The organism is Paraburkholderia phenazinium (assembly GCF_900142845.1).
In the GTDB taxonomy this organism is placed as follows: domain Bacteria; phylum Pseudomonadota; class Gammaproteobacteria; order Burkholderiales; family Burkholderiaceae; genus Paraburkholderia; species Paraburkholderia phenazinium_A.
The window spans coordinates 1646702-1668758 of sequence record NZ_FSRU01000002.1 but is presented as its reverse complement, the minus strand read 5'-3'; the positions used below and the strand labels follow the sequence as shown (position 1 = coordinate 1668758).

The window sequence follows — 22057 nt, the reverse complement described above, 5'->3', positions numbered from 1 at the left end:
GAGCGGAATCGAGGCAACGCCGAGCCAAGCCGGCCGTCGCAAGCATGCGAGGGTGCGGAAGGTGTAGAGACTAGACGGGGGGCGCCTAAGGTGGCGTGGGCTGGCGGTTTTGCAGCGCAGCAGCCGCGATGGCGAAGGCATAGTCCAGCGCACGAACGAGGATGCCGCCCGGTATCGTCGGCGTCGAAAGACGTGGTGTGACGAAAATCCGCCGCTTAACAGCTTGCCGGTTCAAGTCCGGTCCCCGGCACCAGAAGTTCTCCCAACGTTTCCCAGGATATGCCAACAATTCAGCTGATTCAAAGCCTTGCGCTTGAATTGGGCAATCTTGGTTAACCTTAGGTGCCTTTCCGGCTACACAAAAGCGGAAGGAACGGAAGCGCTGGCAGCGAGTTCGTCATCGGTCAATCGTGAGATCAACCTGATCCGCAACGTGTTCGCCGTGACCCGAGAGGAATGACACTGGATGGAGCACACCCCATTCAAGGGTCTGCGGTAGCCGCCTGAGGGTGCCCCCCGCACGCGGCGTTTCGATCCCTGGAAGGAGGTTCGACCAATCTTCGAATCCCTGTTGAGAGAGCGGCAAGCGAAGGCTTCATTTTCTGCTGGCGATGGCCGGATGCACCGTACGGGCTCCGAACGAACCCTTGAATTTTTTACAGTCGCCCGTCGACCATTTTATAACATCTGCGTTATAATGCCGAGACTGATCGTCCAACCTTCTGCTGAGGCAGACCTTGATGAACTCTATGAGGTTGATGAGGAAGCGGCTGCGACCATCAACGTGTTACTTGACGAAATATATGGCAACGAGCAGTTGATCGAACTGCTGTGCCGCGATCGAGTGGCGCGCCGAGAAGACCCCGCGTTCGACAACGAGCGGTTCATTGAACTTTGGAACGACGGCTACACAATCTATCGACTGAAAATGTGGGATTTTGACGGGGCACTCATCCCATACCGAGTGCTTCACGCCTACGATGGCCGCACCGACTGCACCCACATCCTGGCGATTCTGCCGCGAGAACATTCATATGACACAGCTCATGAGAAAGTCCGAAGATGCGTTGGAGACTACGACGCCCTTGGGTTTTATCGAGCCAAGTAGCCCAAGCTCCGGGGCGTCGATTCTCCAATTTGTTTTCGTGCCGTCACCTCGGTTGCCAGCGCATCGAGGCGATGGGCGCCCACTCGCTGATCTGACAGCGAAATACGAGGCGGATCCGCGGAAATTAGCAGCGCTCCAACGAGCACGCGGAAGGTTAGCTGAGAAGATCGTTGAGGCCAAAGGCGGTCAGCGATCGCTTGCCGCAATGCGACTTGCTGCGGGGCTGTCGCAGACGCAGCTTGCAGAAAAGACCGGAATTTTGCAGCCACAGATAGCGCGATTGGAAGCTGGCGCGATCGCAAACGCTGGCGCCAAGACAATCAGGAAGCTACGCGAAGCACTGGGCGTATCTGGGGATGAAATTTTGGATTCGGTGAGCGATGATGATGCAGAGCACGCCTAAACCTACCGACATGGTGCGCCATCTAGCTGTCACGTATTGCGACGATGTGCGTCTTGAGTTGCACAATAAGATGTCGCTGATCGGCATTTACCAGCAAAACATGATCGTGCCGGATTTTCCATCGCGAGTGCTGCGTCTGTGCATTGTTCTTCAACCGTTTAGTCCTAAAACAATGCCCTATAAGAGGGTCCGCTTGGGTGTATATCGCGACGGCGCGCTTTTCAGCGAAGCTCACATCGATCCGCCGGCAAGTAGTTGGGAAGGCAAGCCAGAGGAGTTTCTCGCCGTCATGGTGCCGTTTATCTTTGAGAACGTTGAATTTGCCGATAGAACCAAATTTCAGGTGCGTGCAATCTTCGACGATCAGGATATTGTTCCAGGCCCTTCTTTGGTGGTCGAGAAGGGGATACCGTCTCCTGCCGGTTGAGCACCCAAACTATCAAACTACGCAGCCCCGCCCCGAGCGGGGCTTTTCATTGATGCTGCAACAGACGCTCCGCACACACGTCCAGCATGCCCGCATTGTCGGCGACCGGTGTCCGGCGGAAGAAATGGCGGCTCGCGCAGCGCTATCCAGCGGCTAGCGTAACAATGCAGAATAGTGCGCCCAAGAAGAAGGCCGCCGCAAGAATGAAATCGTAGGGGTACTTCATCTGGACACCAATTGCAATTTTCGACGATGGTAACCCGAGCGGTCGGCGCCGAGTGTCAACGATGGTCAGACGCGTGTCAATTTCACATGGGATACACAGATCCTTTGTGTCCTTTGCTCGGCCGCATCATTCGATAGTTCGCCATGCTACGATCCCTTACAGGAAACGTAGACGGGGGTAAGCCATGGCGAAGGAATTGATTCTTCCAGAACGCTTCATAGAGCTCGCAAACTCGGAAATTGAGGCGCACCAGCATTTCCAGCCAGGCATGCGGCTCTCTCTTGGCGCGAGTCTTCCGAACGGAAGTTACGAGATTGAATATCACGGAGTGGGCACGAAGCGAGTCGCGGTGGACGTCCGTCTAAAGCTCATGTCCGCTTACGAGATCAGGCCATTCCCGCTGTTCTAATCGGTTCTGGCATGAGCTGCCCCATTACCCCCGCGCAAGCCAGTAACAGACGCTAGGCGCACGATGAAACTAGAAGCGTAAAAACCGATGAAAAATGGAAAACCTAAACGCACCCGCCAGGATGCCGAGCGCCTTTTCGAAGGCCTGCCTCAAGCGAGCGTTAGATCGACGAACCGGGCGGCGAATCCGTTCGAAGAGGGTGTGTTCGAAAAGGTCGAACGCATCGACGAAGAATCGAAACTCTGGAAAGACAACCTGGTTACATTGCCTATGGCGATCGAGCTGCCGCGCGGCTATGAATCGATGTCTCGTCTGCGCGACGCGATGCAACGGGCGTGGCGGGTGAAGTGGGTGAGGGAAGGCAAGAACGAGGTCGTCACCGAATTTCCCGAGGGCTGGGCAGCCGTTCGCCCCGAAAGCGGACCCATCGAGCTGCGAGATCCGAGCGGCGTGGTCCGCGCCTTATACGGGTGGGCCGAGGATGCTGAACTCAGGATTCTGCCGCGGTATCTGGTGGAGTCCCAGGCGAACAGTTCGAATGGTCTCGGCAGTTTGCTTGTCCGTGATCGAGAGAGCGGCCAGATCCTTGAGCGGTCGTCGACCTGGTCAGCGCAGTCTGGTACTAATCATCCCGATTGGACCAGACTGTCGGCGTGGCTTGACGCACGCTATCCACAGCATCGCGATCCGCTGCGGTACTGGGCGGATTGCGAAGAGAACATCGCAAATTCGCTTGAACCGTGACAAAGGCGCTTAGCCTCGTAGCGAGCCAGGATGTCGGCAGCAACAGCCGCAACTCGAGTGACTTGCACCTCCGCTTTTAGGGCCGTTCGAGCGTGCCGATATCCATCAGCGCACGTGTGCCGATCACGCGAAGCGCCGATGCGTCAATGCGCGCCCGGAACGGACATCGAAAGCCGTTTTTATCCCCGGCGGAAGACCTGCAGAATCTGCTTGTACTCCAGGAAGTCGTCAATACCCGCGAGACCGCCAAGCCGGCCCTGACCGCTGTTCTTGAAGCCGCCTTCCTCGAATTCGACCTGCATGCCGGCCCATTCGTTGATGCAGATGTGGCCGGCTTCGAGCTGGCGGGCGACGCGGATCGGCCGGTCGGCATCGCGCGTCCAGATGCAGGCGCTCAAGCCATATTCGCTGTCGTTGGCCATGGCGACCGCTTCCTCCTCGGTGTCGAATACCTGCAGCGTCTGAACCGGACCGAATACTTCATCGCGAGAAATCGCCATGCCCGACGCCGGCACTTCGAGCAGCGTCGGACGATAGAAGGCGCCGGCAGCAAGCGGACCGTCGACAACCGGACCGCCACGAACGACGACTTTGGCGCCATCCACGATCGCGGCGTTCACCATCTCGTCGACACGCTGCACAGCTTGCCGGTCGATCAGCGGTCCCATCTGGCTCGACGGGTCGGAAGCCGGACCAGGCTGCACGGCCGCGAGCCGTTGTGCCAGACGTTCCTTGAAGGTCGCGGCGATGCTTCGTTGAACCAGGATTCGGCCGCCCGTCACGCAGAACTGCCCGGCGAAGACGGTCAACGAGGCCACGATGGTCGGCAGGGCGGCCTCGAGATCCGCATCGTCGAAAACCAGGTGTGGCGTCTTGCCGCCCAACTCGAGACCGACGCGCTTGAATTTTGCGGCGCCCGCCATCGCGATTGCGCGGCCAGTCCCGGTGCTGCCGGTGAAGTTGATCACCGGCACCTCGGGGGAATCGACCAGATGTCGCGCACCGTCCGAGCCGCTCTCCACGAAGAGGTTCACGGCCCCTTGCGGCAGTTCCGCCACACTGGCCAGGATCTCGGCGGAAAGTTGCGCCGTTTGTGCGGCCTGCGCGGGCAGTTTGATAACGGCTGTGCAGCCGGCGGCAAGCGCGGGTGCGAGCGCGCGAACCAGCAGGTAGGCCGGCGAATTCCACGGGACGATCAGGCCTGCCACGCCGACTGCCTGGCGCAAGACCATCGAGTGCGTGCCCGGCCGCGGTTCCGAGACGCGGCCGAATGTGTGCAAGGCCAGGCCGGAAGCAAACCGCAGCGCGCGCACGATCTGCATCGCTTCGAAGCCGGCCTCGGCCTTGGGCTTGCCGTTCTCCTCGGACAGGCAGTCGACGATGTCCTGCCCGCGCTGTTCGTAGGCATCGGCCAGATGGCTCAGGGCCGCTGCGCGGCGCATGGGGTCGACGCTCCAGTCGGTTTCGCGAAAGCTGCGTCGGGCCGCGGCGACGGCCCGCTGCGCTTCTTCGAGACCGCCATCGAAATACGATGCGAAGGCCTGGCCGCTGGCCGGGTTGATACTGTCGCGGTGGGTGCCCGTCGCGGCCCATTGCCCGTCGATCCAGTGTGTTGCCTGCTGTCGTGCCACGGAAGATCCTGTTTCTACATTGAGAGCCGACCGAGACTACCGTTTCGCTCGGCGGCCGATAAGCCGCTCGCAAGGAAAAACAGTTTCAATCGGCAGTGGCAGGCGCTCAGGGATGCCTGTGGTGCACGATGAGTAACACGAACGACTCGACCCGCTCTCGACGCCTCTGCCTTTGCAAGTTGAGCGGGAGCAATGGCAATAGCCAACCGCTAGCGATTCCGTCAGGCAACCACAATCGACGCCAGCGGCCGGCGGGGGCTGCGTGGAGCCGTGGCATCGGCGTAGCCGAGGCGCAAGCCGAAGATAGGCTCCCATCCGTTCCAGTCTTGCGGCAGCGCGGCCCGCATGGCTGAGGATACCGGCGAGGTGCCTTGTGTGCGGGTCTCGTAGTCGATCACTTCGATGAAATGGTTCATTGGCTGCATCGCCAGGCCGCGGTTGGTGCCGTCGAGATGGATGCGCTGCCAAAGCCGTCCGGCCTCGATGTGCAGACGATGATCCTGTCTGGTTCCGCGGACCATGATCAGCCCGAATGCGGATGCCGTTGCGCACGCCACCGTGCGGGTTGCCTTCAGCCAGTTCGCGTCGGCCTGTTGCAGGGCTTTGGCGTCCAGGGCGGACGGATTTGCTGCTGTCGAGCGCATGCCTGTCCAGCGGCCGTCGCGCAAACCCGGCGTGTCGATGATGCGTTGGGTTGCCTGCATCATCAGATCCGTAAAGACCGTGCCGCCCGTTGAAGCCGGCTCCAGGAAAATGACTTTCGTATCCGACGAGGACACCAGTCCGGCAAGCGCGTCGAGCGTGGCCTGATCGACCTTGCGACCCGTGTCGTAGGGAAGGCGGTTGGTGTGTCTGCGGGCAATCGCATCCTGATACGGATGCCTCGCTTGCCGGGCCGGCTCCAGTTCGATCGCCGCAGCGAGTTCGTCGTTTCCAGCCGACGACTCGGGCAACAGATGGACGACAGGGTTGACCCCTTGAGCCGGCGCGGCCACACATGCGTTCTCGATGGCGCATCCGAGGCCCATGTAGAGTTCCCGGCGGAACGGATCGAGTTCACCGAGCGCACGATCCTTGTCGGCCAGTACCTCGATGCGCGTTTCGCCCAGCCGGAACAACCAGGGCTGGGTATCGTAAGGACTCGCGGAAAGGATCGCCGCAGCCGCAATCCGGACGACGCCCGCTCCCTGACCTGATGCCCAGTAATCCCACGGCCCCTCGCCGCCGAGGTTCGGAAGCGAGGACGGCGAAGCCGCGCCAGGGGGAGCGAGCGACTGACCAAAGGCTGGCAGATCGGCCAGCATGGCCAGGCCGCCCGCGACGAATGAACGACGGGAAAGGGAGGGAGCGGTCATGGGATGCACTCGTGCGGGTTGAGGCAGACACAGTCCGCTGCGCGGACTGGATGCTGGCCGACGGAGTTCAATGGTAGAGGTTCTGCGGACGGGAACAATCTGACTGGCCGGAGATTGTGTTTTTTCTTGCAGTGAGAAGTCGGACCGTTTGCCCTCGGGGCGATCGAGGCGTGCGATCGCCGATGCGTTAACGAATAACCCACGGCGGATGTGGGTTGAATGCCGCGAGAAGGAAATCGGTCATGACCCGCACCTTTGCCGGGGGCGCCCGATCCGGCGCGCGAACCAGGTGTATGCCGCCGAGCTCCGCCGTGCGTACATCGAGCGCAATCTGCTCCAGTGCGCCTTGCCGGATGGCATCGGCAACGATGAACTCGGGCTCGTAAAGAACGCCGAGACCGGCAACGGCCGCAGCGACGAGTGCGTCGCCGTTGTTGGTTCGCAGCGTTCCCTTGACGGCCACGCGCTTGTCCCCGTCCTTGCCGAAGCGCCATTCGTCGGGCCGCGAGATGTTGGAAAAAGAGACGCTCAGGCAATTGTGACCGCCGAGTTCGGACCAGAGCGTGGGGCGTCCGTGCCGTTCCCAGTAGCCCGGCGCCGCGCAGACGATCATCGCGCTTTCTGCGAGCCTGCGGGACACCAGACGGTTGTCCTTCAGACGCCCAACCCGGATCGTCAGATCCCAACCCTCTTCCATCAGGTCGACGACGCGATCGTTCAGTCCGAGATCGATCGTGACTCCGGGATGCTTGCTATTGAAGGCAGGAATCAGCGGTGCGATGTATCGGACGCCAAACGAAAGCGGCGAATTCAGCCGCAGCAGTCCGCTCGCCTCGACACGCTGCGACGCGATCATCGCTTCGGCCTCCTCCAGATCGGGAAGGACCCGGACGCAGGTCTCCAGATATTGCTGGCCTGCTTCGGTGAGGGTGAGCTTGCGCGTGCTGCGGTGAAACAGGCGCACACCCAGCCGTTGCTCCACGGCATCCAGGTGCTTGGTCGCCATCGCGGGCGACAGGCCGAGCTGCCGGGCGGCCGCGGAGAGGCTTCCAGCCGTTGCTGCACGCGAGAAGACCTGCATTCCCGTGATGCGATCAAGCATTATGATTTCTCACTCTGGTTAAAAACTGAATCGACGGCTGCATATATTATCGCCTCGCAGGTGAAACTGTACATTGCTGTGTATCGTGATAGAAGCCGCGCAAGCGGCAAGAACAGCAATGAAAGCATCCACTTCCCGTCGGGCCGCTGCGGTTCGAACGGTGTCCCGTCGTGACTTCTGCGTCACCGCCACGATCGGCGGGCTGGCCGCGGCGCTGACGCGTCCGGCTTCCGCTGCGACGCCGTCCGCGCCGGCTATGGAGCCCCGCTGGAATCGGGCGAAGGCGCTGGACGCCGTCATGCTCGACGCGGTGAACAGCGGATACATCGTCGGCGCGACCGTGATTGCTGCAAAAGACGGCGAGATCGCCTACCGGCGCGCGGCCGGCTTTGCCGACCGTGAGACTCGCCGGCCTATGACGGAAAACGAAGTCTGCCGTCTGGCGTCGATGAGCAAACCGATCGTCTGCGTGACGGCGCTGGCGCTCATCGACGATGGCCGGCTTGGTCTCGAGGACCCCGTTACGCGGTGGCTTCCCGAGTTCCGGCCGAAGCTGCCCGATGGCCGCGAGCCCGTCATCACCGTGCGCCATCTGCTGACGCACACGGCGGGCCTGACTTATGGATTTCTGGAGGCCGAGGACGGTCCCTATCACCGGCTGGGTGTGTCTGACGGACTCGATCATTCCGGCCTGTCGCTTGACGAGAACCTGCGGCGAATCGCTTCGGCACCGCTGCTTTTCGAGCCGGGCACCGGTTGGCACTATTCCGTCGCCATCGATGTGCTTGGGGCCGTGATCGAACGCGTGAGCGGCATGACCTTGCCCGATGCGGTCCAGCGAATCGTGACGGGCCCGTTGGGCATGTCCAGCGTTCGCTTCGTTGCGACAGCCGACACCGTGCTGGCGACGCCGTATGGCGATGCGTCGCCTCAGCCAACCCGGATGACCGATCCCTTTTCGCTTCGATTCGGGCAAAGCGCCATTGTGTATTCGCCCGCCCGCGCATTCGATGCGACGGCCTTTCCATCGGGCGGAGTCGGCATGGTCGGCACGGCGGAAGACTACCTCCGCTTCGCCGAAGCGATCCGCACCGGCGGTGCGGGCATCATCCGCCCGCAAACCGTCGTGGCGATGACGTCCAATGCGATCGGCGACCTGCCGGTCGGCGCCGCCGGCCCGGGTTTCGGCTGGGGACTCGGCGTGGCCGTACTCAGGGATCCGGCGGCGGCGAAGTCGCCGGTGAACGCCGGCGCCTGGAACTGGTCCGGCGTGTACGGCACGAACTTCTGGGTGGACCCTGCTGCGGGCATTTCCGTCGTTGCGTTGACGAACACAGCCGTAGCAGGGATGACCGGCAATTTTCCAATCGCACTGCGCCGAGCAGTCTATCAGGATAGCTAATGAATGCTTATCAGATCCAGTCCGGTGCCGGCATTGCCGGACTCGAACGTGTCGAACGCCCGAGCCGGGATCCCGCGGCTCACGAAATCGCAGTGCGCGTGGACGCTGCCGCGCTCAATCATCGTGACCTCAGTTTCGCGAAGGGCGCGTTTTATAACCCGCCGAGTCATCCGATCGTTCCGCTCGTCGATGGATGCGGGGAGGTCATCGCCGTCGGGGAGGCGGTCACCCGCTTCAAGGTAGGCGATCGCGTGATCACAAGTTATTACCCGCGATGGATTGACGGCGCACTGTCGCCCAGCAAGACGGCCGTGTCCTTCGGCGCGCAGTTCGACGGCACGCTCGCCGAAGAACTGGTGGCAAGCGAGGACGCCTTCGTGCTGGCACCGCGCAGTCTCGATGCCATTGCCGCGGCAACGTTGCCTTGCGCCGGTGTGACGGCATGGAATGCGTTGTTCGTCGCAGGCGCGGTCAAACCCGGCGGCAGCGTGCTGCTGCTGGGAACCGGCGGTGTCTCGCTGTGGGGGTTGCAGCTTGCGAGAGCGGCGGGTGTCTTCACGATCGTGACATCGTCGCAGGACGAAAAGCTTGAACGTGCCCGCGCGCTGGGTGCGAATGCGACCATCAACTACCGGACCAGCCCGGAGTGGCAGGACGAGGTCTTGCGGCTCACGGAGGGCGCCGGGGTCGATGTCGTGGTCGAGGTCGGCGGCGAGGGCACGTTGGCGCGCTCACTGAAGGCCGCGGGACCCGGCGGGGCGATTGTCGTGATCGGCCGGGTCAGCGGCGGCGGAGGGGTCTCGATCGAGCCCGGCGCGCTCATCGGCGGAGCCAAGCGCCTCACCGGCATTACGGCCGGTAGCCGTGCGATGCTCGAACAGCTTGTGCGTTTCGTCGACGTCAACACAATCACTCCTGCTGTCGACAAGGTCTTCCCGTTCGATGAGGCGCCGGCCGCCTATGAGTATCTCGCCGGAGGGCGGCATTTCGGCAAAGTCGTGGTGGACCTGCGCGCCTAGCGCGGTGCGGCGGGCGCTGCGATCGACGCAGACGGTTGCCTTTTACCGGGTCAGCACTTCCGGCTGCTGCGGAGAATGCGGATTGCGGGTGGCGTCTTCCAGGCTGACGATCGACTGAGCGATGGCTTCCGTCGTTGCGAGCGTGGTGATGACGCCTGCGCGCAATGCACCCAGGACAGCGGTTGTCTTGGTGTTTTCGCTGGCGACGGCAATCACGTTCGGAATGCGTTTCAGGTCGTCCATGCCAAGGCCGATGACCCGGTCGCGAACCGGAGTGACAACGGGACGGCCGGCAATATCGATGAAGTGGTAGCCCATCAGGTCTCCGACGGCGCCGCACTTGCGCAGCTCGGCGATTTCGTCCGGCGAAAACCAGCCGTTGCGGACCATGATGCTGTCTTCATTGATGTCGCCGACGCCAACCAGCGCGATGTGTGCTCTGCGCGCCTTGTCGAGCGTGGGTTTGACCGCGTCGTTGTGAAGCAGCGCCTCGCGCACGTCGGGGTCGCCCACGAGGGCCGGCGCATAAAGCGTTTCGCTGCCGCCGCCAAAGCGGGCAGCCAGCCGGCGGCTGATGTGGTCGGCATTCATCACCTCGCCGCCGCGGTAGAAACCGCCGATGGCGCAGACGAAGGTCGGGGAGCGTTGCGTCGACGAGATCGCATGCTCCGAGATGGCGTTGATATTGCGGCCGATACCCACGGCAACAATCATGTCATTCGTGAGAATGCGATCCAGATGGCTGGCGACCAATCCGGCAAGTAGCTCGCGCTGCTTGTCCTGGTCTTTGTGATTGACGGACACGATCGCTTTTTCGATGCCGAACCGGTCGATCAGCTCACGTTCGAGGTCGCGCGTATCGCGTGGATGGTGCCTGACGCGAATTTCAACGATGCCTTCTTCCTGCGCACGCTTCAGAAGACGGCCTATTTTGGCTCGAGAAAGCGAGAACTGCTTCGACAGATCTTCCTGTGTCAGTCCGTCGACGTAGTAGAGCGTCGCCAGACGAGTCAGTTCATCGGTGGTCATATGATTTGTCTCATTCCCATTCGGCTGGATATTACCTGGCTTACCGCAGAGCCGGTGGGCTATCGACTGATGACCTGGCCAGCCAGTTCACACAGTCTTGTTGTTGTGGGGTAGCAGGTGATCATCCTCGTATTCCTTGATGCGGTTCACCTTCGGCACGGAGCGTCCGCCATCGAAGCTCGCACCGAGCCATGTATCGACGATTGCTTTCGCGAGTTCGGGTCCGACCACGCGCGCGCCAATTGTAATGATTTGCGCGTCGTTGCTCTTGCTCGCCCGTTCGGCCGAATACGTGTCGTGACATTGCGCCGCGCGAATGCCGCGTACCTTGTTGGCGGCGATCGCCATACCGATGCCTGTTCCGCACATCAGGACAGCACGATCAAATTCGCCTTGCGCAACCTTCTCCGCCACGGCGAACGCGATGTTCGGATAGTGGACCGGTTCCGCCTCGAAGGTTCCGAAATCGGTGACGTCCAGCCCCTTGTCGGCCAAATGTTGCTTGATCAGTTCCTTCAGGTCAAATGCGGCTTCATCGCATCCGATTGCCAGCTTCATATTTAACTCCTGTTGTCCGGGATTGCCCAATGTATGGATGAACAAATGTCCATCTATGATCAAATTCTCAATCGTGCGTAGATGAATGTCAAGGCCGTAGCTGAGTGTTTTCTGTTAGGGGTTCAGGTCGCCGTTGGTTGTATTCATTGCGATGCAGCAGATCCGAGGGCAAGGCGACATTAGGGGTAAACCACGTGGTTCGGATAATTGACAGGTGGTTGGAGCGAACCTACGATGTCACTCAACTGCTCAAATGTTCAACGACGAGCAAATGTTAGGAGACAAAGTGGACGACCTTCTTGTGGATGCCAGCGGTGTGCAGAAGGCATTCAATGGTGTCAGGGCGTTGGAGGACGGCCGGTTGAAGCTGCGGCGCGGGAGTGTCCATGCGCTATGCGGCGGGAACGGAGCTGGGAAGTCGACCTTCCTTGGCATCGTCATGGGTATCACCCAGCGCGATGCCGGAGAGATCCTGCTCAAGGGACAAAGCGTCGATTTTCAGACGCCGGCCGAAGCGCTCGAGCATCGCATCGCGATCATTACCCAGGAGCTTTCGCCGATTCCCGGCATGAGCGTCGCCGAAAACCTGTATCTCGGCCGCGAACCTCGCCGCGCTGGTGTGCTGGTCAAGTTTGGGGCGCTCGCGAGGCAGGCCCAGGAACTCCTGGACCGGCTCGCCTTCCCGGTCGACGCCCGCGCCCGGATGTCGTCGCTGAGCCTCGCGCAGATCCAGTTGGTCGAGATCGCCAAGGCGTTCAGCCGCGACTGCGACGTGATGATCATGGACGAGCCGACTTCCGCGATCGGCGAACGCGAAACCGAGGTGCTGTTCAACGCGATCCGCAACCTGACCGCTCAGGGCACCGGCATCATCTACGTCAGCCACCGGCTCTCGGAAATATTCCAGATCGCGGACGACTACACGGTCTTTCGCGACGGACGGTATGTCGACAGCGGCCGTATCGCCGACATCGACCGCTCCTATCTGGTGAGCACGATCGTCGGCCGCACGCTGCATTCCGCCGAGAAGATTCGCCGGCCGGTGGGCGAGCCCGTGCTGGAGTCGACGGGCCTTTCGCGCGAGGCGGAATTCAACGACATCTCGCTCACGGTTCACCAGGGAGAAATCCTCGGCATCTACGGGCTGATGGGCGCGGGCCGCAGCGAATACCTCAATTGCATGTATGGGCTGACCCGTCCCGATCGCGGTCAGGTCAGGCTCAAGGGCCGCGCCTTGCCGGTTGGCCGCCCGCGCAAGGCCATCGAAGCAGGGCTGTCGCTCGTGACCGAGGACCGCAAGGAGACCGGGCTTGTGCTGTCGGCGTCCGTGCGCGACAACATTTCGTTCTCTGCCTACAACCGGCTGTCGCGCCTGTCGCTGATCAACCATCGCAAGGTGAAGAACCTCGTCGACAGGATGGTCGAGCGCATGCGGATCAAAACGAGTTCCGTCTCGTTGCCGGTTTCCTCGATGAGCGGGGGAAACCAGCAGAAGGTCGTGCTCGCACGCTGCCTTTCGACCGAGCCCACCTGCCTCTTGTGCGACGAACCGACCCGGGGCATCGACGAGGGCGCCAAGCGCGAGGTCTACAAGCTGCTCGACGACTTCGTATCGAAAGGCGGCGCCGCCATGGTGGTGTCATCCGAGGCGCAGGAAATTCTGGATGTCAGCGACCGCATCGCCATTTTCAAGTCTGGACAGTTGGTCACCGTGATCGACGGCCATACCACCACTCAGGAAGATCTCCTGCACCTCGCATCATGAATACTCATACCCCCTCCCTGAAAGTCCCGGCGAGTCAAAGCCGTTCCGCCCACATGCGCGATATCTACCGCCGCTACGGCATCGTCGCAGTACTAATTGTTCTGTGCATCGTGCTGTCCTTTGCAAACCAGTATTTCCTGACGCTGGGCAATATCGCGGACATCCTGAGGCAGACCTCGATCAACGGCATCCTCGCGATCGGCATGACCTACGTGGTACTCACGGCCGGCATCGACCTGTCGGTGGGTTCGACGCTTGCGCTTGCCGGCATCGTCAGCGCGAGCCTCGTGACCGGTGCGCATCCACTGAACCCGGCGCTGGGCCTGTTTGCGGGGCTGCTCGTGGGCGCTGCGGCAGGCGCGATCAACGGCCTGCTCGTGGCAAGGCTGTCGATTCCGCCGTTCGTCGCGACGCTCGGCATGTTGAGCGCGGCGCGCGGGCTCACCTATATCTACAACGACGGCATGCCCGTCACCGATCTGCCCGATGGATATCTGAACATCGGAACCGGGGCGATGGCGGGGGTGCCCGTGCCGATTATCGTGTTCGCCGCGGTCGCTTTGCTGTTCTGGTTCGTGCTGCGCTATACGACCTATGGCCGCTATGTCTATGCGGTCGGCGGCAACGCAAAAAGCGCCAAGACCAGCGGGATTTCCACCAGCAAGATCATCTTCTCCGTGTACGTCATCGGCGGGCTGCTGGCGGGTCTTGCCGGGATCATCCTGGCCGCCCGTACAACCTCGGCTTTGCCGCAGGCCGGCGTGTCCTACGAGCTCGATGCGATCGCGGCGGTGGTGATCGGCGGCACGAGCCTGTCGGGCGGCACCGGCTCGCTCGGCGGCACGGTGGTCGGCGCGCTGCTCATCGGCGTCATCAATAACGGACTGAATCTGCTGGGCGTGTCGTCTTATTACCAGCAAGTTGTAAAGGGCGTCATTATCGTCGGTGCCGTCCTCCTCGATGCTTCGCGCAAGAAGCAATAACGTCAACCCAAAAGCAACACACTGAAAAAATTCAGGAGACTTCAATGAATTCGTGGAAGAAGGCGGCTCTGGCCTGCGCGGTGATGGGCCTGTTCTGTAGCGCGGCGCAGGCTAAACCCATTCGTATCGGCGCGGCGGTGTACGGTCTCAAGGGTGAGTTCATGCAGATGTGGACCAATGCGCTGAAGGCGGATCCCTCTGTCAAGGACGGTACGGTGGAGATCACGGTATTCGACGGCAATTACGACGCGCTGACCCAGAGCAACCAGTTCGATACGATGATCACGCAGAAATACGACGCGATCATTTTCGTGCCGATCGACAAGGCGGCCGGTGCGGCTGCCGTTGCGAAGGCCGCTGCCGCTCACATTCCGGTCATCGGATCGAATACCCAGGTGTCCGGCGACAAGCTGACGTCGTATGTTGGCAGCAACGACGTGGTGGCGGGACAGATGGAAGCGGATGCGATCGTCAAGGAGATCGGCGGCAAGGGTAATGTGGTGATCATCGAGGGGCCGATCGGCCAGTCCGCCCAGATCGACCGTTCGAAGGGCATTCAGGACGTGCTGGCAAAAAATCCGGATGTGAAGGTGCTTGAGCACAAGACGGCAAACTGGTCGCGTGCCGAGTCGCTGGCGCTGGTCGAGAACTGGCTGACCGCGCACCCCGGGCAGATTGCCGGCATCATTGCGGAGAACGACGACATGGCGCTCGGCGCCATCCAGGCCCTGAAATCGAAAGGCCTCGATCCGAAGAAGGTGCCGGTCGCCGGCATCGACGGAATTGTCGATGGAATTGCCGCCGTCAAGCGCGGCGAAATGACGACCTTCTTCCAGGACTCGCAGGCCCAGGCGCAAGGTGCGCTGGATGTTGCGCTGCGCACGGTGATGGGCCCGTCTTACAAGCCACGCTCGGATATCTGGGCCGGGTACGGCGCGAAGATGCCGTGGGACGACGGGACCGCGAAGTCCTACGCGGTGCCTTGGACGCAGGTCACGCCGGCCAACGCCCAGGAGATTCTCAACAAGATTCCCAAGAGCAATTAATCAAGGAGTGGAGCGATGTCGGTCAATTCAACGAGCCCTTTTCAGATCACGGACCGCGTTGCGGTCGTGACCGGTGCGGCTAGCGGTATCGGCTTTGCTGTTGCCGAATGCCTCGCTGCCGCGGGTGCGCGTGTCGCACTGCTCGATATCAACCCGGCCGTCGAGGCGGTGGCCGCGACGCTTCCGGGTGGCCCCGGGCGGCATGTGGGTATCGCAGCGGACATTACCGCCACAGCGATCTCGGATGCTCTGGTGCGGCGCGTGACAGAAGCACTGGGCCCTGTCGACATCCTGGTCAACAATGCCGGCGTCGCTCTGCTGGAGAACGCGGAAGCCTTGTCCGAGGACGCCTGGGACCGGACGATGACGATCAACCTCAAGGCTCCGTTTCTGCTTGCGCAGGCCGTCGGCAAGCAGATGCTGAGCCGCGGCACGGGCGGCAGGATCGTGAATCTGGCTTCGCAGGCGAGCGTCGTGGCGCTGGAGCGCCACGTGGCGTATTGCGCGAGCAAGGCGGCAATCGTCGGGATGACGAAGGTACTCGCGCTCGAATGGGCAAAGCACGGCATTACGGTCAACGCGGTTTCGCCCACGGTGGTGGACACCGAGCTCGGCAGGAAGGCCTGGGCCGGTGCGGTGGGCGAGGCGATGAAGGCCAGAATTCCTGCAGGGCGATTCGCTCGCCCCGACGAAATCGCGGCGTTGATCCTGTATCTGGTCAGCGACGCGGCCGCCATGGTCAACGGCGAGAATATCGTGATTGATGGCGGCTACACCGCCCAGTAACAATACTCAAGATGTAAAGGAACGGTATGAATCGCGTCATTAACAATCCTGATCTTGTTGTCGAGGACATGCTGCGCGGCATCCTCGCGGCGCACCCGGAGTTGCGCGCCGCGCCGGAAAATCCTCGCGTGGTAGCGCATGCGCATGCCCGCCAGAAGGACCGTGTGGGTATTGTGACCGGTGGGGGATCAGGGCACGAACCGGCGTTCATCGGCTATGTCGGGCGTAACCTGGTGGATGCCGTGGCGATCGGAGAAATCTTCTCGTCGCCCACTGCCAAATCGTTCTTCGAAGCGTTCAAGGCGGCCGATAGCGGCGCCGGCGTTGCGTGCCTCTATGGCAATTACGCCGGCGACAACATGAATGTGAAGATGGCAATCAAGCTGGCCGAGCGCGAAGGCATTCGTGTGCGCACGGTCGTCGCCAACGACGATGCCGCGTCGGCGCCGCAAGACGAAATCGAAAAGCGCCGCGGCGTGGCCGGCGAAATCGTGATGTGGAAGGTTGGCGGCGCCCGGGCCGCCCAGGGCGCCACGCTCGATGAAGTGATCGCCACCGCCCGCAAAGCGGTGGATTCGACCCGCTCGATCGGTGTCGGCCTGTCCGCCTGTACGATCCCGGCAGTCGGCAAGGCCAACTTCGTCATCAAGGACGGCGAAATGGAAGTCGGCATCGGCCATCATGGCGAACCCGGTATCCTGGTCCAGCCCACCGTTCCCGCACGGGACATGGCGCGGCTGATGCTCGACAAGCTGTTGCCGGATCTGCCTTTTTCCAGAGGCGACAAGGTGTCGGTGCTGCTGTCCGGTCTCGGCGCGACGCCGCTGATGGAGCAATACATCCTGTATGGCGAGGTTGCCGATTATCTGCGCGAAGCGGGAATCGAGGTCCAGTTCTCGTTTGTCGGCAATCTTTTTACGTCGCTGGAAATGATGGGGGTCACGCTGACGTTGACGAAACTCGACGACGAACTGAGCGCCTGCCTCGCCCATCCATGTCAAAGCATCGGACTCAATGTGGGAGACGCACGATGACTGAAATCGTTAAATTGGCCGACGCCGGCGGGGTGGTCGTCGATCTGGTTCGTACCATCAACGCGAATCGCCAGTATCTGAGCGAAGTCGACGGCGCGATCGGCGACGGCGATCACGGCATCAACATGAGCAAGGGCTTCACCCAGTGTGGAGAACACCTCGCGTCGCGCGCAACGCTACCGTCGCTCGCGGTGGCCCTGGGCGATCTGTCTTCGGCGCTCATGGACGGTATCGGCGGTTCGATGGGGCCGCTCTACGGCACTTTCTTCCTCAGCATGAGCGACACGTTCGCGGACCACGCCGAACTCGACAAATCGCTGTTCTACGAGGCGCTCGTTGCCGGCATCGTTTCTGTCCAGGAGATCGGCGATGCGAAGGTCGGCGACAAGACGCTGATCGACACGCTGGCTCCTGCGCGTGCGGCGTATGGGGTGGCGCTGGAAGAGGGCAAGAGCTTCCGGGAGTGCATCGATGCGATGGTGGCGGCAGCGGAAGCCGGCATGAATTCGACCCGCGAGTTGCGCGCCCGGATCGGACGGGCCGCGCGGCTCGGCGACCGTTCGATCGGCGTGCTGGACGCCGGTGCGTGTTCCTGCTTCCTGATCCTGCGCAGCATGGGCGAATCGATCACGCATCTGCTGGACCGTACGGCGGTTTCCGCAGCCTGAAACCGTAACCGTACCTGAAGACCGGATGCTGGCGCCTCGTCGTGAAAACGCGCGGGGCTTTCCTATATTAATTTAGTTATACGAAATAGTGGTGACTCATGGATCATGCTAATCCGAGCCGGACAGAACTTGCCAATGCGGTGCGGTTTCTGGCGATTGACGCCGTCCAGGCTGCGAACTCCGGACATCCCGGCATGCCGATGGGCATGGCGGATATCGCCGAAGTACTGTGGCGCAAGTACCTGAAGCATGATCCTGCGGTTCCGGACTGGGTTAACCGGGATCGCTTTGTGCTGTCGAACGGTCACGGTTCGATGCTGCTTTATGCCGTGCTGCATCTGAGCGGCTACGGCCTGTCGATCGACGATCTGAAGGCCTTCCGGAAATGGCAGTCGGTCACGCCCGGGCACCCGGAACGCGGTCTGACGCCTGGCGTCGAAACGACCACCGGCCCGTTAGGGCAGGGTCTTGCCAACGCAGTAGGTATGGCGCTGGCTGAACGATTGCTGGCTGCCGAATTCAACGAGCCGGGCTTCGACATCGTCGATCACCATACCTATGTGTTTCTCGGCGACGGTTGCCTCATGGAAGGGGTGTCCCATGAAGCCTGCTCGCTCGCCGGCACATGGCGTCTCGGCAAGCTGATCGCGTTTTACGACGACAACGGCATTTCGATCGACGGCCACGTCGAGGGCTGGTTCACCGACGATACTCCGATGCGTTTCCGTGCCTATGGCTGGCATGTCGTGGAAGGGGTGGACGGACATGATCCGCTCTCGATCGAGCAGGCGATCGAGGCCGCACGCGCGGAACGCGACCGGCCGACCTTGATCTGCTGCAAGACGGTGATCGGCAACGGCTCGCCCAATCGCGCGGGTACGCACGACGTGCACGGCGCGCCGCTTGGCGACGCCGAAATCGCGGCCACGCGCGAGCATTTGCGCTGGCCTTACGCGCCGTTCGAGATTCCCAAACCGATTCGCGCCGCATGGGATGCGCGAGCAGAGGGCCGTGAACGCAACATCGCATGGCGCACGCTGTTCGAAGCCTATCGTACCCATTTCCCGGACAAGGCCGGCTACTTCGAATCGCGCATGCACGGCAGTCGCCTCGAGCGCTCCGCCGACGTGATCAAACGCCTGCTGGAGGGCGGCGACTGGTTCGAGCAAAAGATGGCGACCCGCAAGGCGTCGCAGAAGTGCCTGGAGCTGCTCGTGGGTCGACTCCCTGAACTGCTGGGCGGCTCGGCAGACCTGGCGCCGTCGAATCTCACCATGGTGCCGGCTTCCCGTGCAGTCATACGCGATCGCACGAACGCAACAGGAAACTATATCCACTACGGCGTTCGCGAATTCGGCATGACCGCGATCATGAACGGCGTTGCGCTCCACGGCGGATTTCTGCCGTATGGCGGGACTTTCCTGGTGTTTTCCGACTACGCGAAGAACGCGCTGCGCATGGCGGCGCTGATGCACCTGCAATGTGTCTACGTCTTCACCCACGATTCGATTGGTCTCGGCGAGGACGGGCCTACCCATCAGCCGGTCGAGCACGCGGCCATGCTGCGCCAGATTCCGGGAATGAGCGTATGGCGGCCGGCGGATGCGGTCGAAACAGCGTTTGCATGGGCGTCGGCACTGGAGACCATTGACGCGCCGACCGCACTGCTGCTTTCGCGCCAGAATCTGCCGCCGCTTTCCCGCAGCGCGCAGACGAAGGCGCACATCCGGCAAGGCGGTTATGTGTTGTCGGAGGCGGCTGGCGGAAAGCCGGACATCGTTCTGATCGCGACGGGTTCGGAAGTGGAACTCGCCCTGAAGGCGCAATCGGTGCTCGCCGGGCAGGACATTGCCGCGCGGGTCGTATCGATGCCGTCGACCACGACCTTCGACAGACAATCGCTCGAGTACCAGCATGCGGTTCTGCCGCCCAAGCTCCGGCGCGTGGCGATTGAAGCGGCCGCCGGCGATTTCTGGCGCAAGTACGTCGGCTTGAGCGGCGCCGTGATCGGCTTGTCGCACTTTGGCGAGTCGGCTCCGGCCGAGACGTTGTACGAAGAGTTCGGCATTACGGTGGACGCGATCGTGGACGCGGTGAGCCGCACACTAGAGATGGAAACGACATGGCACTGATTTCATTGCGGCAGTTGCTGGACCATGCGGCGGAGCACGCGTATGGCGTACCGGCCTTCAACGTCAATAACCTCGAGCAGATTCAGGCGATCATGCAGGCGGCCGCCGACTGCGATAGTCCGGTCATCATGCAGGCCTCCGCCGGTGCGCGGAAATACGCGGGCGAAGCGTTTCTGAGGCACCTGGTCGTTGCCGCGATCGAGACTTATCCCGACATCCCGGTCGTGATGCATCAGGACCATGGGGCGTCGCCGGCAGTGTGCCAGGCAGCGATCCGCAGCGGATTCAGCAGCGTGATGATGGACGGCTCGCTCATGCCGGATATGAAAACCGTAGCGTCCTACGACTACAACGTTGAAGTGACGCGGACGGTGGTGGAGATGGCGCATGCCGTTGGCGTGTCGGTCGAGGGCGAGCTCGGATGTCTCGGTTCGCTCGAATCGGGCATGGCGGGGGAGGAGGACGGCTCCGGCGCCGAAGGTGTGCTGACCCATGACATGCTGCTGACCGACCCCGAGCAGGCCGCCGATTTTGTGCAGCGTACGGGAGTCGACGCGTTGGCCATTGCGATTGGCACGTCGCACGGCGCCTATAAATTCTCCCGCAAGCCGTCGGGCGATATTCTCGCGATCGACCGGATCCGGGAAATTCATCGCCGCCTGCCCAATACCCACCTGGTCATGCACGGATCGAGTTCGGTACCTCAGGAGTGGCTGGAGATCATCCGCGAGTTCGGCGGTGAAATCCGCGAAACGTATGGCGTCCCCGTGGAAGAGATCTGCGAGGGCATTCGCCATGGTGTACGCAAGATCAACATCGATACGGATATCCGCCTCGCGATGACGGGTGCAATACGGCGCTCAATCGCACAGCGTCCTTCCGAGTTCGACGTTCGACGCTTCTTCGCGGACGCACTCGGCGCGGCGCGGGATCTGTGCCGTTCCCGCTTCGAGGCATTCGGCAGCGCCGGACAGGCGCACAAGATCAAGCCGATCGCGCTGCCGGCGATGGCAGGGCGCTATGACCTCGCGTATGCCGTGTAATGGATTGCACCGGCACGCACGCGCGATGCGTCTAACTGCGTCCAGCGGCCTCAGGAATCGTGCTGGATGCAGATCGACGAAGGCTCCCCGAGCGTGCCGATCTTAACCGATCACCCTACCGTTTTTGCCAGGCACACCGAACATGACCCACATCGCTACCACTGAGCACATCACGCTGTCCTCGTTTCTCGCGGGCGCAGCACGCGAGGAGCGAGTCCCGGCGGGACTGATCGCGCTCATCGACGCCGTTGCCGACGCGTGCTCGTCCATTGCAACGGCGGTCGAACGAGGTGCCTTCGACGGCGCATCCGGTAACGCCCATTCCGAGAACGTGCACGGCGAGGCGCAAAAGAAGCTCGACGTCGTCTCGAACGACATCATGATCGGCGCGGTCGGGTCGGTTAGGTGTTTGCGCGGACTAGCGTCGGAAGAACTCGATTCGGTTCAGGTGACCGGGCATGAGCATTCCGGGGGTGCCGCCGAATATCTGCTGCTTTTCGATCCGCTCGACGGGTCTTCCAATCTTGAGATCAATGGCGTGGTCGGAAGTATCTTTTCCGTGCTGGCCACTCCGGCGTCCGGCGCCGTCGTCGACGAGCGCCATTTTCTGCAGCCGGGCGTGAAGCAGGTTTGCGCCGGGTATGCGATCTACGGTGCGACGACGATGTTCGTCCTGACCACGGGGCACGGCGTCGATGGGTTTACGTTCGACAGCGAATCGGCATCGTTCGTGCTGACCCATCCGCAGCTCCAGATTCCCGAAGATACCCGCGAATTCGCGATCAACATGTCCAACGAGCGCTACTGGGAAGAACCGGTGCGCCGCTATGTCCGTGAATGTGTCGCGGGCGAGTCGGGGCCACGGCAGACCAATTTCAACATGCGATGGATCGCCTCCATGGTCGCGGAGGTGCATCGCATCCTGATGCGCGGGGGCGTTTTCCTCTATCCGCGGGACAACAAGCATCCCCAGCTTGCCGGGCGGTTGCGGTTGACCTATGAGGCCAATCCAATGTCGTTCATCGTCGAACAGGCTGGCGGGATGAGCACGACAGGCCAGATCCCGATCATGGAAGTCCAGCCGGAGCATGTGCATCAGCGCGTGCCCGTTATCCTCGGGTCGAAGCTGGAAGTGGAGCGGCTGCTTCGATACCACGACGAGGCCGCGGCTGCTTGAGTTTGCTGTC

General features: G+C 61.8%; 22 protein-coding genes. 17 read left to right on the top strand and 5 right to left on the bottom strand.

The window, feature by feature from the left end; genetic code table 11:
- The first annotated feature begins 307 nt into the window (after window positions 1–307).
- The 6 genes from BUS12_RS39830 to BUS12_RS24405 all read left to right on the top strand — a co-directional run bounded on the left by BUS12_RS39830 (window position 308) and on the right by BUS12_RS24405 (window position 3317).
- Entirely contained in the window at window positions 308–460 is a 153-nt protein-coding gene (locus BUS12_RS39830; protein WP_143788446.1) for an ECF-type sigma factor, read from the top strand.
- A 237-nt stretch (window positions 461–697) separates the two neighbouring features.
- Window positions 698–1108 carry a hypothetical protein gene (locus tag BUS12_RS38375; RefSeq protein ID WP_074300024.1) on the top strand — a complete coding sequence of 137 codons (411 nt, stop codon included), beginning with the start codon at window positions 698–700 and terminating at the stop codon, window positions 1106–1108.
- Window positions 1047–1511, top strand: coding sequence for a helix-turn-helix domain-containing protein (locus BUS12_RS39135; RefSeq protein ID WP_216352734.1), 465 nt, complete (start codon window positions 1047–1049; stop codon window positions 1509–1511). The genes BUS12_RS38375 and BUS12_RS39135 overlap by 62 nt, the downstream gene beginning before the upstream one ends.
- Window positions 1489–1938 carry a hypothetical protein gene (locus BUS12_RS24415; protein WP_143788444.1) on the top strand — a complete coding sequence of 150 codons (450 nt, stop codon included), beginning with the start codon at window positions 1489–1491 and terminating at the stop codon, window positions 1936–1938. Before BUS12_RS39135 ends, BUS12_RS24415 begins: the two co-directional genes overlap by 23 nt.
- A 410-nt stretch (window positions 1939–2348) precedes the next feature.
- Entirely contained in the window at window positions 2349–2573 is a 225-nt protein-coding gene (locus tag BUS12_RS24410) for a hypothetical protein (RefSeq protein WP_074300021.1), read from the top strand.
- A gap of 87 nt (window positions 2574–2660) precedes the next feature.
- Window positions 2661–3317 (top strand): hypothetical protein, encoded by a 657-nt coding sequence (locus tag BUS12_RS24405; RefSeq protein WP_074300020.1) that lies wholly within the window; start codon window positions 2661–2663, stop codon window positions 3315–3317.
- 179 nt (window positions 3318–3496) lie between these two features.
- On the opposite strand, the gene BUS12_RS24400 is transcribed toward BUS12_RS24405, so the two are convergent.
- From BUS12_RS24400 to BUS12_RS24390, 3 genes are all read right to left on the bottom strand, one after another.
- Window positions 3497–4948, bottom strand: coding sequence for an aldehyde dehydrogenase family protein (locus BUS12_RS24400; RefSeq protein ID WP_074300019.1), 1452 nt, complete (start codon window positions 4946–4948; stop codon window positions 3497–3499).
- A 221-nt stretch (window positions 4949–5169) separates the two neighbouring features.
- The gene (locus tag BUS12_RS24395) at window positions 5170–6303 is read right to left on the bottom strand and encodes a hypothetical protein (protein ID WP_074300018.1); all 1134 of its coding nucleotides are present in this window, start codon (window positions 6301–6303) and stop codon (window positions 5170–5172) included.
- A gap of 187 nt (window positions 6304–6490) precedes the next feature.
- Window positions 6491–7405, bottom strand: a complete 915-nt coding sequence (locus tag BUS12_RS24390) for a LysR family transcriptional regulator (RefSeq protein WP_074300017.1) — start codon at window positions 7403–7405, stop codon at window positions 6491–6493.
- 256 nt (window positions 7406–7661) lie between these two features.
- On the opposite strand from BUS12_RS24390, the gene BUS12_RS24385 reads away from it, so the two are divergent.
- Window positions 7662–8807 carry a serine hydrolase domain-containing protein gene (locus BUS12_RS24385; protein ID WP_074301680.1) on the top strand — a complete coding sequence of 382 codons (1146 nt, stop codon included), beginning with the start codon at window positions 7662–7664 and terminating at the stop codon, window positions 8805–8807.
- Complete coding sequence (locus BUS12_RS24380; RefSeq protein ID WP_074300016.1) at window positions 8807–9826, top strand: zinc-dependent alcohol dehydrogenase family protein; 1020 nt, start codon at window positions 8807–8809, stop codon at window positions 9824–9826. The genes BUS12_RS24385 and BUS12_RS24380 overlap by 1 nt, the downstream gene beginning before the upstream one ends.
- A gap of 42 nt (window positions 9827–9868) precedes the next feature.
- On the opposite strand, the gene BUS12_RS24375 is transcribed toward BUS12_RS24380, so the two are convergent.
- Together BUS12_RS24375 and rpiB are read right to left on the bottom strand one after the other, a co-directional pair.
- A complete protein-coding gene (locus BUS12_RS24375; protein ID WP_074300015.1) occupies window positions 9869–10855 on the bottom strand; it encodes a sugar-binding transcriptional regulator in 987 nt (328 codons plus the stop codon).
- A gap of 87 nt (window positions 10856–10942) precedes the next feature.
- Window positions 10943–11413, bottom strand: coding sequence for a ribose 5-phosphate isomerase B (gene rpiB / locus BUS12_RS24370; RefSeq protein WP_074300014.1), 471 nt, complete (start codon window positions 11411–11413; stop codon window positions 10943–10945).
- A 253-nt stretch (window positions 11414–11666) separates the two neighbouring features.
- On the opposite strand from rpiB, the gene BUS12_RS24365 reads away from it, so the two are divergent.
- The 9 genes from BUS12_RS24365 to BUS12_RS24325 all read left to right on the top strand — a co-directional run bounded on the left by BUS12_RS24365 (window position 11667) and on the right by BUS12_RS24325 (window position 22047).
- Complete coding sequence (locus tag BUS12_RS24365) at window positions 11667–13178, top strand: sugar ABC transporter ATP-binding protein (RefSeq protein ID WP_253190203.1); 1512 nt, start codon at window positions 11667–11669, stop codon at window positions 13176–13178.
- Window positions 13175–14161 carry an ABC transporter permease gene (locus tag BUS12_RS24360; RefSeq protein ID WP_074300013.1) on the top strand — a complete coding sequence of 329 codons (987 nt, stop codon included), beginning with the start codon at window positions 13175–13177 and terminating at the stop codon, window positions 14159–14161. The genes BUS12_RS24365 and BUS12_RS24360 overlap by 4 nt, the downstream gene beginning before the upstream one ends.
- Before the next feature lie 44 nt (window positions 14162–14205).
- Window positions 14206–15207 carry a substrate-binding domain-containing protein gene (locus BUS12_RS24355; RefSeq protein ID WP_074300012.1) on the top strand — a complete coding sequence of 334 codons (1002 nt, stop codon included), beginning with the start codon at window positions 14206–14208 and terminating at the stop codon, window positions 15205–15207.
- Between the two features lie 15 nt (window positions 15208–15222).
- The gene (locus BUS12_RS24350; RefSeq protein ID WP_074300011.1) at window positions 15223–15993 is read left to right on the top strand and encodes a GolD/DthD family dehydrogenase; all 771 of its coding nucleotides are present in this window, start codon (window positions 15223–15225) and stop codon (window positions 15991–15993) included.
- 26 nt (window positions 15994–16019) lie between these two features.
- Window positions 16020–17027, top strand: a complete 1008-nt coding sequence (locus BUS12_RS24345; RefSeq protein ID WP_074300010.1) for a dihydroxyacetone kinase subunit DhaK — start codon at window positions 16020–16022, stop codon at window positions 17025–17027.
- Complete coding sequence (gene dhaL, locus BUS12_RS24340; RefSeq protein ID WP_074300009.1) at window positions 17024–17695, top strand: dihydroxyacetone kinase subunit DhaL; 672 nt, start codon at window positions 17024–17026, stop codon at window positions 17693–17695. The genes BUS12_RS24345 and dhaL overlap by 4 nt, the downstream gene beginning before the upstream one ends.
- A gap of 98 nt (window positions 17696–17793) precedes the next feature.
- Entirely contained in the window at window positions 17794–19827 is a 2034-nt protein-coding gene (tkt, locus tag BUS12_RS24335) for a transketolase (protein ID WP_074300008.1), read from the top strand.
- Window positions 19818–20870: a class II fructose-bisphosphate aldolase gene (gene fba, locus BUS12_RS24330; RefSeq protein ID WP_074300007.1), complete on the top strand. Its 1053-nt coding sequence runs from the start codon at window positions 19818–19820 to the stop codon at window positions 20868–20870. Before tkt ends, fba begins: the two co-directional genes overlap by 10 nt.
- A gap of 142 nt (window positions 20871–21012) precedes the next feature.
- Entirely contained in the window at window positions 21013–22047 is a 1035-nt protein-coding gene (locus BUS12_RS24325; protein ID WP_074300006.1) for a class 1 fructose-bisphosphatase, read from the top strand.
- The last annotated feature ends 10 nt before the right edge of the window (window positions 22048–22057 follow it).